The organism is Acidobacteriota bacterium (genome assembly GCA_016196035.1).
Lineage (GTDB): Bacteria > Acidobacteriota > Blastocatellia > RBC074 > RBC074 > JACPYM01.
Genome location: JACPYM010000125.1, coordinates 94,708 through 108,925 on the forward strand (window position 1 = coordinate 94,708; position 14,218 = coordinate 108,925).

A 14,218-nucleotide genomic window follows, 5' to 3' on the forward strand; every position below is an offset into this window, starting at 1 on the left:
CGACCGGGGCAGACACGCAGGTCTGCCCCTACGTTCCATGAGGTTGCTACAGGTCGCACTCAACTGTAAACCGCTATAAGTGCGCCCGCATCTTCACCGGCAAGACGCGGGCGCGCGGCATTTTTAACTCGGCTCAATTCGCCGCCAGATTGCGCGTGAAAATGCGCGTCGTGAGCGTCTGTTGCGTTCCGTCACTTATGCCTATGCCGGTATTGGCGGTTACCGCGTACAGCCGGTTGCCTGCCGCGAAGAGTTGGCGGATGTTCGGCTCATCCAAGCCCTGATTGAGCGGCAGCCAATCGCTGCCGTCTTCGCGCGAGGCATAAACGCCGCTGCCATAGGGCGCGAGATACAGCTTTCCGTTCACCGCCACCGGCGGCAGGGACGGCAGCACCAGCAACGCTGGCACGCCGATGATGATCTGGTTGAGCAAGGGCGGCGCGGCTTCGGTGGCCAGCGCTTGCCGCAAACTGGCGAACGACACGGTCGGAAGGCCGAAGAGATTCGGGAAAGGCGTGGGTACGCGCTGCCAACGTTCGCCCTGATTGGCGGAACGGAAGAGGCCGAAACTGGTGTTGGCATAAAGCGTCGTGCCGCTGACCGTCAGATTGGCGACGCCATAGAGGGGTAAATTGCTGCTGAGCGGCAAACCCAAGCCCCGATTGACCGGCGTCCAGGTCACGCCGTTGTCGGTGGAGCGAAAGACGCCTTCGACGGGTTCGGTTTGTTGCATCAGGTCAGCTTCGCTCTCGCCTTCAGTTTGCGCGGCAAAGGTGGCTGCGACTTCCGCCGGGTCTGGCATGGCGGCGGCGAGAATGCCGATGCTACGTCCGACGATGCTGGCAAACAGCGTGTCGCCGTTAAAGACCACCGAAGTTACCACCGAGATGGTGAAGAGAGATTGTTCACCCGCGAGTGCGGGCAGCGGCAGATTGCCGTTGATGGACGTCCAACTCGCGCCCTGATTCGTCGAGAGAAACAGCCCGAAGAGCGTGGCGATGACCAGTTTGTTATCACGCACGGCCAGGCTGGTGATGGCGCGTATCACCGGCAAGCCAGTGTTGATCGCCGTCCAACTGGGTGTGCCATCGGCAGCGGGAACAGGGCTGCGGAACACGCCTTGGTCGGTGCCGACAAAGAGCATGTTTCCGGCGCGCGCCAACACCGTGGGCGTGCCGGATAGTCCGTTGCCGGCGTCTTTCCACGTTGCGCCGCCATCGGTCGAACGCCAGAAACCAGGTGGTGGCACGGGGCTGCCCAAGACCGCGAATTCATTGGTGACGGCGTAAAGATCGCTGCCGTCGGCGAATAGATTGCTGATGAGATCGGTGCGCGGCGGGCGCACGGGTGAATTGACCGGCGTCCACGCACCTTTCTCAGGGTTGTCGGCGACACGCAAGGTGACGGATTGCGTCGTACTCAAGGGCGGCGCGCCGTCATCGCTGACAGTGAAATTGATCGTGTAGCTTCCCGGCGTCGTCGGCACCCAAAGCAAACGGCGCGTGTCGAAGGGTTGGCCGGGAACGACTTGGCTGGGCGTGACGACGAAGGTTTGCGGCGGGCTGATACGCGCGCCTTCGGGCAAGCCGGTCGCGGTCAAGGTCAAACGCGGCGGCAGGCTGAGACCCAGCCAGTCGGGATCACCCAACTGGATCGGCAAATTGCTGAACTGCCCGGCCAGCAGCAAGCGCTCGCCGCTGAATTCAAGCTGCGGCGGATCGTTGACCGGGTTGATGGTGAAACGCACGACGGCGGCGCGGCTGCCGATCTTGCCATCGTTCACGCGGAACTCAAATTGATCTGCGCCAAAATAATCGTCATTCGGGATGTACGCCAGATTCGGCGCTGTCCCGCGCAAGTACCCGTGCGCAGGCCCGCGCACGATGTCGTAACGCAACCTATCGCCATCGGGATCCGTGCCCGCCAGGGTCAGGGACTTCGTGCTGTCTTCGTCCAGCGTGAGGGATTGGCTTTCGGCCAGTGGCGCGCGGTTGAGGTTGGCGGTGATCGTCGCGCCGAACACGCCTGCCGAAGTGCCCGCCAGCAAACGATTGCCATCCACTGTCAACGCCAGCACGTTCGGATTTGTCAGGCCCGTGCCCAGCGCTTGCCAGCGCGCGCCACCGTCCGTCGAAACCAGCACGCCTTCTGTCGTTGTGCCTGCCAGCACGGTCGTGCCATAGAGCGCGAACGCATTGATTGCGGCATTGGCCGCCACGCCCTCGGTCACGCGCGTCCAACTCGCGCCGTTGTCGGTCGAGCGATACAACCCGTTCGCCGTGCCCGCCAACAGCGTGTTGCCGCCGGGTCGCACTAACGCGCGGACTTCAGCCGTGAGGGGAATGCCGCCGTTGTTTTGCGCCCAGGTGTTGCCGTTGTCCGTGGAAAGAAACAGGCCATTGGCCGCCGTGCCTGCAAAAATACGCGCGCCGTTGGCGGCCAGGGCATTGACGCGCGGCGCGAAAACCGCACCGGCTGGTTCCCAGGGCCGATTGCAACAATTGAGGCGCGCGACACTGAGGTCGTCGCCACCGGCAAAGACGTATGTGGTGTTGGCGGCGAAGGCCCGCACTTTTTTGCCGTTCAACACCGGCACGGTCGTGATCGGTGTGTCTACCCAAACGTCGCCCGTCGCGCCGAACGCCGATAATACTGCGCCGCCACTCTCGACCCCCGCCAGCAAGAGCAGGCCGGGATTGGGGAAAAAGTTCGAGACCGCAAACAAAGCAGTGACGCGCCGCACGCCGGGAAGCGAATAGTTGACCAGCCGCCAGTCAGTGGTGGCGTTCGGCGTGCGGAAGATGCCTTCCTCGGTACCGGCGAACGTTGTGCTCGCAGTAGAAAGTAGCGCCGTGATGCGTTTGCCGTCCAGCCCCGCCAAGCGCCACGTCAACGCGCCAAGCGGCGGCAGGGCCAGTGGCAGTTCGAGCGCCTGCGTCGTGGGTGCTGCACCGTTGACTTCGAGCGCGAGTTCCAAGCGCGCCTGTCCAAGCAGGCTGCGCGGGATTTCCCAATTGATTTGCTCGACGCCGGGGAAGCCGGGCGCGACGCCCACAAAATCCGGCGCGGTTTCATAGCCGTTGGCCAGCAGGCGCACGCTCTCGTTCAAATTGCCATCCGCATTGGCGTCCGGCGCATTGCGCAACCCGGTGGCAAAGAGCGTCAGAATGAGCCGGTCAGTGGCCGGCCCCAGTTCCACCGGCAGCGGGAAGACCACGCCATTCTCAACCGTAAAGAGCGGTTCGTTCACGCGCGTTCCATCGGCGCGCACGCGCAACGCCGTGCCGGCAGGCAAGCCTTTGCCCGAACCGTTGGCCGTGAATACGCCCGGCGCGCTGTCAGCAAATTCCGCCGTGCCCGCACTGAACGTGCTGTCGCCCGCCAGTACCTCAATCAGCAAGCTGTCTTTGTAGGTCGGATGAAGGTTGAGCGAATCCGGCAGCACGAGGTTGACTTGTTGCGGCGACACGAACAGCAACTGCGCCAATTGCCCCGCCACGCGCACCGTTGTGCCGCCCAGGCTGTAGGGCAATTGCACGCCCGGCTGAGCAGGGTCGGTATCAACGGCCACGGCGGTCGTCGTCGCCAGTTTGCTGCCGAACAACGAGACCAGCGAGCCGCGCGCCAAGGGGCCGTGTTGCAAGGTGGCGGCGGAAACGGCCACCAGATTGAGCGGTGCTGACTGTGCCGCGGCTGAGCGTCTGGCGAACAGGCAAGGGACAAGGCTGGCGCAGAGTGCCAACAGCGCGCTGCACAACACTCGTGACAATGACGGTTTCATCGAAGTACCTCCAAAGAATCAACGCAGTCTGGGATTCGGTGCTTACTTGCGGGGCGGACAGTGACACTGGGGCAAAGGCATTGGATCGGATTTGCGTGTCGGGCAGGGCCTGCGGCGCCGGGACGGTACCGCGCGCGTGAGCAAGCGGAGACTGGACGACTGCACCAGTCCGCCAGACTTGACGCGCCGCTTGCTGACGCGCGCGGTACTGTCCCGGCGCCGCAGCTTTTGCCCTACGTCGAAGTGAAATTGATCCGAAATGCCGGGGTTTGTTCGCTTACTCAAAACGCCGCCGGGTTGCTGAAGTTCCGTCACTCGCGCGGATTAATAGCTATCGCCCCGTGCGCTTGGGCCGGCCCTTCCAAGGCGCTGTAGTTTTTGCCAAACGGCAGCGCCAAATACGTACCGTGGGCTGCGCTTCGTGTAAACTGTGCGCACCATGCGCGAAAATTTTTCACCCGGATTGCAACTCATCACGATTGCGGGCACCGCTTCCAACACGGGCAAAACAACGCTGCTTTGTGAATTGTTGCGGCACTTCACGCCGCACGAGAGTTGGGAAGCGATCAAGCTGACGCGCGGCCATTACCGTTCGTGCGGCAAAGACCCGCACACTTGCTGCGTCAGTCCATTGCTGGGGGCCGAACCGCTGGTGCGTTCGGGCCGCGAGGCCACGTATGTGGCGGGCAAAGACACCGGGCGTTATTGGGAGGCGGGCGCCAGCAATGTGCATTGGGTGATTGCGACGAATGAGCAGGTCGAGGCCGGCGTGCGGCAGGCGCTGGCGCGTGTGCAAACGGGGCGTGTGCTGCTCGAAGGCACCAGTTTGTTGCAGTATGTGCAGCCTGATTTTGCCTTGCTAGTCGGCGCACACGAACCGGTGAAAATCAAAGCCTCCGCGCGGCAGGCGTTGCGCGCGGGTTGGATTGATGCGTTGTATTTGCTTGAGGCCGAGCACGCACGGGCAGTCGTGCCTGATTTGCCAATCTTCACGCCGCCCATCTTCGCCGCTCTGGTGGAACACCTGCGCGGGACAATTCAGTTGGCCTGAGCCGCGAGCAACGCGGCGATGCGGATTTTCAAGTGGTCGAAGTCGAGCGGCTTGGTCACATAATCGTTCGCGCCTGCCGCGCGTGCCTGCGCCTGCGTTTCCGGAGCGTCGTAAGCCGAAACCATGATGACCGGCATTGACGCCCCCGCCGCGCGCAACTCGCGCACAGCTTGCAAACCATCTATTTCCGGCAACGACAAATCCATCAGCACCAGCGCCGGCTGTTCACGCAAGGCCGTCTCGACCGCCGCGCGTCCATCGGCAGCTTCCAAACAGGCAAAGCCCGCAAATTTCAACAGCAGTTTGAGCGCCTCACGATTTTCCGCTACGTCCTCGGCAATCAGAATTTGATTCAGGGGCTTGGTCATGATGCATCCGGTTATAGCCGCCACTGGGCAGACTGGCAACCGTGCAGGTCCATTCATTCTCGCCGGGCAGGTTGCTCTGGTGTCCGACAAGCTGCCAGCTTGGCGCGGTCGTGGCGGTAAACCCGCTGGCTCGCCAGCCCAGACGCCGACAAGCTGGCAGCTTGTCGGACGTTTTCCGAGCATGAATAGACCATGAGCAACCGTGCGGCGCCTGTGTCGCGTTACGCCTTCAATTGCGCCAGCGAGAGCAGATTACCGTCGGGGTCTTTGAACCAAGCCACTTTGTCACCGCCGGATTCCCAGACGCCCCACTCATCCTGTTGCATAAAATCGTAGCGTTCGAAGGTGACGCCTTTGCCGGTCAGTTCGCGGATCGTGGCGTGAATGTCCGTGATTTGCCAACCCAGCACGGTGAAGGGCAGCGGCGTGTGCGCTTTCATTTTTTGCAGGCGCAAAAGATTCCCGCCCGTCTCGAACACCAGCGCGTAGCCATCGTCCGCGACGAATTTCAAACCGAGTTGCTCTTCGTAAAAGGCTCTGGCGCGCGCTGCATCGGTGATGGCGGCAAAGCCCATCAGTTTGGCGTTGTTCATCAGCTTGACTCCTTATAGTTTGAGGTTCGGCACAAAGTTCAGCACCTTGACGAGAAAGCCCCATTCGTCAGCGATTTCTTCGATCTGCTTGGTCGTCGGTTTGCCCGCGCCGTGACCTGCTTTGGTCTCGATGCGAATCAGCGTAGGCGCGTCGCCGCCTTGTGCCCCTTGCAGAGCCGCCGCGAATTTGAAGCTGTGCGCGGGGACGACTCGGTCATCGTGATCAGCGGTCGTGATCAGCGTCGGCGGATATTTCGCGCCCGGTTTCAAATTGTGCAGCGGCGAGTAGGCGCGCAAGGCCGGGAACTCGGCGGCGTTGTCGGGCGAGCCGTAATCCGATGTCCAGGCCCAGCCGATGGTGAATTTGTGGAAGCGCAGCATGTCCATTACGCCCACCGCCGGCAACGCCGCGCCGAACAGTTCAGGGCGCTGCGTCATACACGCGCCGACCAGCAATCCGCCGTTCGAGCCGCCGTGAATCGCCAGCTTCGGCGTTGAGGTGTACTTGTTCGCGATCAGCCATTTCGCCGCTGCGATGAAATCATCGAAGACGTTTTGCTTTTGCGCCTTGGTGCCCGCGATGTGCCACTCTTCGCCGTATTCGGCCCCGCCGCGCAGGTTGGGTTGCGCATAGACGCCGCCCAATTCCATCCACACCAGATTCTTGATCGAAAAGGCGGGCGTGAGTGAAACGCTGAAACCGCCGTAGCCATACAGCAGCGTCGGGTTCTGCCCGTCGAGCTTCAAACCATTTTTGTGTGTGATGAACATCGGGACGCGCGTGCCGTCCTGGCTGGCGTAAAAGACCTGTTTGGTTTCGTAATCCGCCGGATTGAAATCCACCTTGGGCTGGCGGTAGACGGTGCTCTGCGCCGTTTTCAGATCGTAGCGATAGATCGTCGTCGGCGTCGTGAAGCTGGTGAAGGCGTAAAAGGTTTCCGTGTCCGTGCGTTTGCCGTTGAAGCCCGTGGCCGTGCCGATGCCGGGCAGCGCCAGTTCGCGAATGAGCTTGCCTTGCAGATCGAACAGCTTGATCTGCGTGCGCGCGTCTTTCAGATACGAGGCGAAAAACTGATCGCCAATGAGCGAGACGCCTTCGAGCGCCTCGGCGGCTTGCGGCACCAATTCGCGCCAGGCGGCTTTGTCTGGCTTGGCGGTGTCAATCGCAATGACGCGGCCACGCGGCGCGTTGAGGTCGGTGCGAAAATAGAAAACCGCGCCGTCATTGCCGATGAAGTTATAGGCGGCTTCAAAGTTCGGAATAAGTTCGACGACCTTGGCCTCTTTGTTCGACAGGTCTTTATAAAAAAACCGATTGCGTGGATCGGTGCCTTGCCAGACGCTGATGAGCAAATAGCGGCCATCTTCGGTGACGTCGCCGCTGAAGCCCCATTCCTTTTGATCTTTGCGTTCATAAACCAGCACGTCTTCGCTCTGCGGCGTGCCCAGCCGGTGAAAGTACAGCTTCTGAAAATAGTTCACGTCTTCCAGCTTCGTCTTCGCGTTCGGTTCGTCATAGCGGCTGTAAAAAATCCCCTGGCCGTCTTTTGTCCAGGCCGCGCCCGAAAACTTCACCCACTTCAGGTGATCGTCGAGGTCTTTGCCGGTCGTGATGTCGCGCACCTTCCACTCGTTCCAATCCGAACCCGAGGCGGCCAACCCATACGCCAGATACTTGCCATCGTGGCTGATGGCGTAACCCGACAACGCGACGGTGCCATCCGCCGAGAGCGTATTCGGGTCGAGCAGCACAGCGCCCGCATCGCTCAACGACTTCGTCGAGTAAAGCACCGCCTGATTCTGCAAGCCGTCGTTCTTTTGATAGAAGTACAAGCCGCCCTCTTTGACCGGCGGGCTGTAGCGTTCGTAATTCCACAGCTTGGTCAGCCGCGCCTTGAGTTGCGCGCGTTGCGGAATCTGGTCAAGAAAACCGAAGGTCAGTTTGTTCTGGGCTTCGATCCAGGCGCGCGACTCGGCGCTGTCAGGGTCTTCGAGCCAGCGGTACGGATCGGCGATTTTCGTGCCGTGATAATCGTCAACTTGCTCGGCTTTGCGGGCGGGCGGATAGGTGTATTGCTTGTTCATTTGCGCGAAGGTGTTGGTGGAAAGCAGCCACGCCACGAGCGCGAAGCTGGCGGCGTGTAAGCGAATGGGATGGCGGGAATTCATAATGGCTCCAGCGGTTGCAGTGCGTGAAACATGAGCACTTTTAAGAGATTGCCCACAGCCCTGAAAGGGCGAAATTCAATGGCCCAGGGCAGCGCCCTGGGAAAGTGGCGAGGTGTCGTACAAGCTCTGAAAGGGCGCAATTGCGAGTCAGGATTGCGCCCTTTCAGGGCTTGCCAACCTCACGATGCCGGTACCAGGGGCGTTGCCCCTGGCTATTGAATTTCGCCCTCTCAGGGCTTTGCGGTTTAACTGAATCCTCTTGTGCCATCACGCGAGCGGATTGAATTTTGTCAGACCAGCCTGGCGTTGAGCTTGATCGTCACGCCCGTTAGTGCGCGCGAAACGGGGCAAGTCTGCTTCGCCGTTTCGGCCAGTTCCTGAAACTTATCGTTCTCGATGTCGGGGATTTCGGCTTCGGTTTCCAGGTCAATCGCGGAGATGACGAAGCCCGTGCCATTTTTGATCAGATGGACTTTGGCTTCGGTCTGGACGCGGGTTGGATTGAATCCGTTGCGTCCGAGCGTCGCCGCCAGCGCCATCGAAAAACAACCGGCGTGGGCCGCACCGATCAGCTCTTCAGGGTTGGTGCCCGTGCCTTCTTCAAAGCGCGAGGCGAACGAGTATTGGCCTTCAAACGCGCCGCTGCCCAGCGCGATGCTGCCTTGGCCTTTTTGCAGGTCGCCGTTCCAAACGGCTTTTGCAGTGCGAACTGCCATAACGTTGTTCCTCCTCACAAATTGAGCGGTTGTTAGTTTGCCTGTGCGATAGCGCGCACGCCGTCGAGCAGGCGTTCGATTTCTTCCGCCGTAGTGTAGCAAGCGCAGCCCGCCCGTACCACGCCATGCTCAGTCTGGCCCAATCGTTCGATCACGGTCATGGCATAAAAGTCACCGTGCGAAGTAAAGACGCCGCGTTCAACCAGTTGTTTGGTGACCTCTTCCGCCGGAATGCCGTTGACGATGAACGAGACGGTCGGTGTGCGCGCTTCGTCAGGGCCAGGGCCAAAGACGGTCACGCCAGGAATCGCGTGCAAGCCGTCCCACAACCGTGTCAGCAAGGCGTGACCGCGCGCGTGCAGCGCGGCGAAACTGCTGACCAAGCGTTCACGCCGCGTTGCGCCTTCCGCAAAACCTTCGGCAAAACCTTCAGCAAAAGAAGCCACGAAGTTGACCGCCGCCGCCGCGCCGCAGATGCCTTCGTGATTTTGCGTGCCGGTTTCCAAGCGGTCGGGCGCTTCGTTGGGCGAAGGTTCGAGTTTGGGCACATCGAGCGTTTCGAGCAATTCGTGTTTGCCATACAGCACGCCGATGTGCGGGCCGTAAAACTTGTAAGCCGAACAGGCCAGGAAATCGCAATCCAGGTCTCGCACGTCCACCAACTCGTGCGGCGCGTAATGCACGGCGTCCACGTAAACGAGCGCGCCCACGGCATGCGCCAATTCAACCGCGCGTTTGATGTCGTTGATGGTGCCCAGCGCATTGGAGGCCGCGCCGATGGCGAGGACTTTGGTTTTGTCGTTGAGCTTGCTGGCGAGATCGTCCCAATCGAGTTGGCCCGTCTCAGTCAGCATCCGCACGGTGCGAATCGTCACGCCGCGCTCTTTTGCCAACGCCTGCCAAGGCGCGTTGTTGGCGTGGTGATCGAGTTCGGTGATGACGATCTCGTCGCCAGGGCCGAACCCTCTGCCTAAGGCGCGCGCGATGTGAAAAGTGATCGTCGTCATGTTCGCGCCGAATGAAACTTCGTCAGGCGCGCAGTTGAAAAAGTCGGCCAGTGTCTGGCGCGCTTTGGCGATCAACTCGTCTGTTTCGGCGCTCGTCGGATAGGCCCAATGCGTGTTGGCGTTGTGATGGAAGAGATAATCGCTCATCGCCTCGGCGACTTGCCGGGGGACTTGCGTGCCGCCGGGGCCATCGAAATAAGCGACGGGGAAGCCGTTGTGCTGGCGTTGTAGGGCGGGGAAGTAGGCGCGAATCGCTTCGGTCGAAGCCACGGAAGAGGTCGGATTACTCATAATTTTTCAGTGCTAATAACATCAGAAAAGCTTTTACCACGAAGAAACAAAGAGCACGAAGAAAGAATAGAGCAAAGCGGTCGGCTAATCCTTCGTGTTCTTCGTTGCTTCGTGGTTTCACTCTTTTGCAGTCAGATCAGTTTTGGAGATAGGGAATGGTCAGCGGGCCTTCAGGTAGCACCGCAATCGGCGCGTCCGGGCCGATACGTTGCAATTCAGCCGCGACATACGCCGCGATGTCGGTCACGGGTTCCAGATGCGCCCGGCGCACTTCATCCGCCGGGATGTCGCTCAACAAACCGACGCGGGCTTTCAGGCGAATGATGGCGAGCAGTTGCGCCTCCCATTGATCATAAAGCGAAAAGCCGGGCGCGAGAATGGTGTCGAGAATCGCTTGCGGCGAGTCGTGGTCAAAGAGCAGCGTTTTGAAATTGCCGTGTTCAGGAAAGCCGTCGTTGCATTTCGAGGCCTGCACGATCAGCCCGTCCTGCTGGACGATTTGGGCGGCGGCGGACATGCCTTTGACGGCCTGGTACAGATTCTGATCGAGCGGATAGCCGCTGTTGGTCGTGATGACAATCGGGAACAGCTTTGCGCAGGGCAGCATCACCGTCGCTTTGGAAAACTCGCAACCTTTGGCGTGCGCGGCCAGCACTTCGCCGCAAAAGAAACCGGTGATGTGGCGCTGCCGATTGATCGTCACGTTGATGCAAAAATCCACCGGCAGCAATGCGCCATTGTGCCGAATCTGCGCTTGTGTCGGATTGCCTTCGAGTACGCCCCAGGTGCTGTTGGCGTCGCCGATCACGTCGGCACGGTGGTAATACATGATCGCGTCAATGTCAGCCACGGCGGGGAAGATGCCTTTGTAGCCGCCCGAAAACCCCGCCATGAAATGCGGCTCGATGAAGCCCAGCACGATGCGTTTGTCGGCTTCGACATAATCACGATTGAAATAGACCTCGCGCCCGTCGGTCGTTTTCCCCGCCAATGCCAGCGTCGCGGCGTCGTGCGAATTGTGATTGACGATGCGGTAATACTTGAAAACCTCCGCGCCGACCATCCCCTGCAACTCTTCCGGTGTGTTCACGCGGTGCGAACCGGTGCCGTTGATGATGACGAAATTCGCCGCTGGCACATGGTTCAATTCGGCGAACAACCACGGCAGCAGACGCTCGGTCGGCAGCGGGCGCGTGATGTCCGGGATGACGATGGCAACGCGGTCGGTCGCGGCGATCAGTTCTTTCAACGGCCTGGCCTTGATGGGTGCACGCACGGCCTGGCGAAATTCGGCGGCTTCATCCGCCAGGCCGGAAATAAAGTGCGGCGCAAGGAGCGTGACGTGGTTGGATGGCAGGTCAACATGCAGCCCGTCTTTGCCGTATTGCAGATGTGTTTGCATGGTTATTTCGGTTATTTGGGTTTGGGTTCGCTATCGAGCGCCCCATAGTTGCGCAATTCAGGCGATAGCATAGCGATGGAGAGCACAACGAGCAACGTCCCGATGCCGCCGCCCACCACTGAAATCATGGGCGTCGTCAGCGCTGCCACCGCGCCCGATTCAAAACGGCCCAGTTCGTTTGAAGCGTTGATGAACATGCCATTGACGGCGGAAACGCGCCCGCGCATCTCATCAGGCGTCAGTACCTGCACCAACACGTGCCGCACGACGACGCTGATGTTGTCGAGCGCGCCGGTCAGAAAGAGCATCACCAGCGACAACCAATAATGACGCGAAAAGCCAAACACGATGGTGGTTAGACCGAAACCTGCCACCGCAAATAAGAGCGTCTTGCCAGCTTGTTTGAACGGCGGCAAGTGCGCCGTGACCAGCGCCATCGTGACGGCGCCCAGCGAAGGCGCAGCCTGCAACCAGCCCAAGCCGGTCGGCCCGACGCGCAAAATGTCTTTGGCATAAACCGGGAGCAAGGCCACTGCGCCGCCCAACAGCACAGCGAACATGTCCAGGCTAATGGCGGCGAAGAGGGCTTTCGTTTTGGACAAATAGGCGAAACCCGCGAGAATGGTCTGCCAATTCGGCGTGGCTTTATTCTCTTCAGTGCTGGCCGCCACAGACGTTTTATTCGTCATCGCCGACAGAAAGGCCAAGTACCAGACGCTGCCCAAGCCGCCCAAGACATAGACCCATTTTGCGCCGCCCAATAACGCAATGAGCCAGCCACCTAAAGCTGGCCCCGTCAGCGAGGCTAATTCAAACACGCTGACATTCCACGAGACGGCGTTGCTGAACAGATGGCGCGGGACTAGCTGCGGCACCAAGGCCGAACGCGCTGGCCCTTGAAAGGCGCGGGCCATCCCACTCAGAAACAGGCAAGCGTAAATCATCCAAAGCTGTCCGCGTGTTGCGGCAATGGCCAAGCCGAAGGCCGCGACTACGGCCAGCAAGGTGGCATTCATCAGCACTTTGCGCCGGTCATACCGATCCGCCACTTGTCCGGCGATCAACGAAAAGCCAAGCATGGGCGCGAACTGCGCCAAGCCGACCATGCCCAGCGCCCAGGCCGAGCGTGTTTGCTCATAGAGTTGCCAACCGACAGCCACCGTTTGCATTTGCACGCCCAGGACGGATACGACATGACCAATGAGAAAAAGCCGGTAAGCGCGCACGCGCAAGACGCCATAGGCATCGCGTTTGGCCGCAGTCTCAGTGAGCGCCGAATCCGTATCCATACGAAGAAGTGCAAAGCAGGTTGAATAAGTGTTGGGAAAGCGAAAAGGGCGACCAGCTTGGTCGCCCTTTATTTCGCTGATGCGGATGAGAGGAATCGAACCTCCACGGAATTGCTTCCACAGCGTCCTGAGCGCTGCGCGTCTACCAGTTCCGCCACATCCGCGTATCAGTGCTCTCAGTGTTGAGACGGCGTGCATAGTAGCGACCGAACTATAGCCTGTCAAGCAGCGGACAGGCGCATAAATACACCCTGTCTTCAGCTTTTATAAGGATTGTTTTCTCGCACCATTGCTTGAATTTATGCACGGTCGGGGTCTTGACGAGGGCTACCTTCTATGGAACTATACGCCTCGCTCGCGGGCTTCTACATGAAGCCCTTTTTCTCGGATAGCGAGCCTTCTTTCCAACTTACGAGTCAGATTAGGCGGCGTAGCCAAGTGGTAAGGCAGAGGTCTGCAAAACCTTTATCCATCGGTTCGATTCCGATCGCCGCCTCTTTTCTTTTCAAGAATTTGCAGGGTTTGCAGTTCGCGTCAAAATAGCCGCTGTGGGGGCTATTCGCACTTCTTCGGAATCAGCCCTGCCATCAATTGACCGTCTCAGCATTACCAACCTGAAATTCTGACATCGCAAGCTCCCGGTTCCAATCTTCCATTTTCCAAATAGGGTTGATCTTGTGTTCTTCTGACGAGTGAGCGTAGCGCGGCACCATTTGCATACGGCTGTGTCCCAGCAATGCCGCGAGCGTGACGAAATTAGTTCCGCTCATTGCCGCACGACTGGCGAAGATCTGGCGCAAGCTGTAAATGGTGCATTTGGCGATGCCGCTACGTCTGAGTGCCCCGTCATGGGCGTGATTGGCCTTCAGCATCGGTTTGTTCAAGTTTTCCTTGTGAGGGAATGGGTCAGTGCCTTCGCTTCGGCTTCGTTAATGCGTTTCTCAAGGACTTCACTTGCGGTTTAGGTGAGCGGGATGCGGCGACGTGCGGCTTTGGTTCTGCCTTTTGTGACCTGGGGGAAGCCTTCGACAAGATTCACGTTGGTTGCTGTCAGCGGATAGATTTCCTCTGGACGGCAGCCGGTCTGCAAGATTAAGGCGGCGATGTCGTGCAAGGGTTGGGAAGCGTCCGCGAGATAACACCGCGGCAGTTTTGCCACAATCCTGGGTTCACCGTCGGCGAGCGCAACTACCACACGGCAACGGAAGAGCTTGAGCTGGCGTTGCGCAATGCGAGCGCCGATCCGTTCTGGCGCGGCTGGGGCAGCCTCATCCTGGTCGAAACAAACACCGGCAAGCCCCGCGCGGCGGCAAGAATGAAGACGTGCAGTTTTACCGCAGGCTCGAAACGCGCGGTGGATAGTGCCCGTTGGGTTTCCTGATCTGCACCGAATAGCCGAGACCTTGCACCGCGAAGCCTTGCGCGATAGCAAAGACAGCTTGCGCGTCGTGCCGATTGACGGCGAAGACTTGCGCCGCCTGGTTGAAGCGCAAGAGCGTGAGCCGGTGTTGCGGGCGTTGGTGGAGCGGGCGGTGTTAGCGTGATGAGTGG

At 59.8% G+C, this 14,218-nt stretch carries 12 protein-coding genes and 2 tRNA genes; 4 read left to right on the plus strand and 10 right to left on the minus strand.

Annotated elements, in window-relative coordinates; all coding sequences use genetic code 11:
- Window positions 1-133: 133 nt before the first annotated feature.
- Window positions 134-3,781 (minus strand): hypothetical protein, encoded by a 3,648-nt coding sequence (locus tag HY011_35010; GenBank protein ID MBI3428166.1) that lies wholly within the window; start codon window positions 3,779-3,781, stop codon window positions 134-136.
- Window positions 3,782-4,220: 439 nt separating this feature from the next.
- Between HY011_35010 and HY011_35015 the strand changes: the two genes are divergently transcribed.
- Window positions 4,221-4,832: a hypothetical protein gene (locus HY011_35015; GenBank protein ID MBI3428167.1), complete on the plus strand. Its 612-nt coding sequence runs from the start codon at window positions 4,221-4,223 to the stop codon at window positions 4,830-4,832.
- Here the strand turns inward: HY011_35015 and HY011_35020 are convergent.
- The 8 genes from HY011_35020 to HY011_35055 all read right to left on the minus strand — a co-directional run bounded on the left by HY011_35020 (window position 4,820) and on the right by HY011_35055 (window position 12,831).
- Window positions 4,820-5,200 carry a response regulator transcription factor gene (locus tag HY011_35020; protein MBI3428168.1) on the minus strand — a complete coding sequence of 127 codons (381 nt, stop codon included), beginning with the start codon at window positions 5,198-5,200 and terminating at the stop codon, window positions 4,820-4,822. The genes HY011_35015 and HY011_35020 overlap by 13 nt on opposite strands.
- A gap of 221 nt (window positions 5,201-5,421) precedes the next feature.
- On the minus strand, window positions 5,422-5,793 hold the full coding sequence (locus tag HY011_35025; GenBank protein ID MBI3428169.1) for a VOC family protein: 372 nt from the start codon (window positions 5,791-5,793) through the stop codon (window positions 5,422-5,424).
- A gap of 12 nt (window positions 5,794-5,805) precedes the next feature.
- Window positions 5,806-7,878 (minus strand): S9 family peptidase, encoded by a 2,073-nt coding sequence (locus tag HY011_35030; protein MBI3428170.1) that lies wholly within the window; start codon window positions 7,876-7,878, stop codon window positions 5,806-5,808.
- A 374-nt stretch (window positions 7,879-8,252) separates the two neighbouring features.
- Window positions 8,253-8,678, minus strand: a complete 426-nt coding sequence (locus tag HY011_35035; GenBank protein MBI3428171.1) for an OsmC family protein — start codon at window positions 8,676-8,678, stop codon at window positions 8,253-8,255.
- Window positions 8,679-8,710: 32 nt separating this feature from the next.
- A complete protein-coding gene (locus HY011_35040; GenBank protein MBI3428172.1) occupies window positions 8,711-9,976 on the minus strand; it encodes a cysteine desulfurase-like protein in 1,266 nt (421 codons plus the stop codon).
- A 136-nt stretch (window positions 9,977-10,112) separates the two neighbouring features.
- Complete coding sequence (gene larA, locus HY011_35045; GenBank protein ID MBI3428173.1) at window positions 10,113-11,378, minus strand: nickel-dependent lactate racemase; 1,266 nt, start codon at window positions 11,376-11,378, stop codon at window positions 10,113-10,115.
- A gap of 11 nt (window positions 11,379-11,389) precedes the next feature.
- On the minus strand, window positions 11,390-12,667 hold the full coding sequence (locus tag HY011_35050) for an MFS transporter (GenBank protein MBI3428174.1): 1,278 nt from the start codon (window positions 12,665-12,667) through the stop codon (window positions 11,390-11,392).
- Window positions 12,668-12,747: 80 nt separating this feature from the next.
- Window positions 12,748-12,831 (minus strand) — tRNA-Leu (locus HY011_35055).
- 260 nt (window positions 12,832-13,091) lie between these two features.
- Here HY011_35055 and HY011_35060 point away from each other — a divergent pair.
- A tRNA-Cys gene (locus tag HY011_35060) sits at window positions 13,092-13,163 on the plus strand.
- 91 nt (window positions 13,164-13,254) lie between these two features.
- On the opposite strand, the gene HY011_35065 is transcribed toward HY011_35060, so the two are convergent.
- A complete protein-coding gene (locus tag HY011_35065; protein ID MBI3428175.1) occupies window positions 13,255-13,551 on the minus strand; it encodes a tyrosine-type recombinase/integrase in 297 nt (98 codons plus the stop codon).
- 224 nt (window positions 13,552-13,775) lie between these two features.
- On the opposite strand from HY011_35065, the gene HY011_35070 reads away from it, so the two are divergent.
- A complete protein-coding gene (locus HY011_35070) occupies window positions 13,776-14,048 on the plus strand; it encodes a hypothetical protein (protein MBI3428176.1) in 273 nt (90 codons plus the stop codon).
- Window positions 14,029-14,211, plus strand: a complete 183-nt coding sequence (locus tag HY011_35075; GenBank protein MBI3428177.1) for a hypothetical protein — start codon at window positions 14,029-14,031, stop codon at window positions 14,209-14,211. The genes HY011_35070 and HY011_35075 overlap by 20 nt, the downstream gene beginning before the upstream one ends.
- Window positions 14,212-14,218: the final 7 nt, after the last annotated feature.

Coding starts and splice junctions, on each gene's coding strand:
- HY011_35025 (MBI3428169.1), bottom strand. CDS start 5,793: ATGAACAACGCCAAACTGATGGGCTTTGCCGCCATCACCGATGCAGCG.
- larA (MBI3428173.1), bottom strand. CDS start 11,378: ATGCAAACACATCTGCAATACGGCAAAGACGGGCTGCATGTTGACCTG.
- HY011_35035 (MBI3428171.1), bottom strand. CDS start 8,678: ATGGCAGTTCGCACTGCAAAAGCCGTTTGGAACGGCGACCTGCAAAAA.
- HY011_35020 (MBI3428168.1), bottom strand. CDS start 5,200: ATGACCAAGCCCCTGAATCAAATTCTGATTGCCGAGGACGTAGCGGAA.
- HY011_35030 (MBI3428170.1), bottom strand. CDS start 7,878: ATGAACAAGCAATACACCTATCCGCCCGCCCGCAAAGCCGAGCAAGTT.
- HY011_35050 (MBI3428174.1), bottom strand. CDS start 12,667: ATGGATACGGATTCGGCGCTCACTGAGACTGCGGCCAAACGCGATGCC.
- HY011_35010 (MBI3428166.1), bottom strand. CDS start 3,781: ATGAAACCGTCATTGTCACGAGTGTTGTGCAGCGCGCTGTTGGCACTC.
- HY011_35015 (MBI3428167.1), top strand. CDS start 4,221: ATGCGCGAAAATTTTTCACCCGGATTGCAACTCATCACGATTGCGGGC.
- HY011_35040 (MBI3428172.1), bottom strand. CDS start 9,976: ATGAGTAATCCGACCTCTTCCGTGGCTTCGACCGAAGCGATTCGCGCC.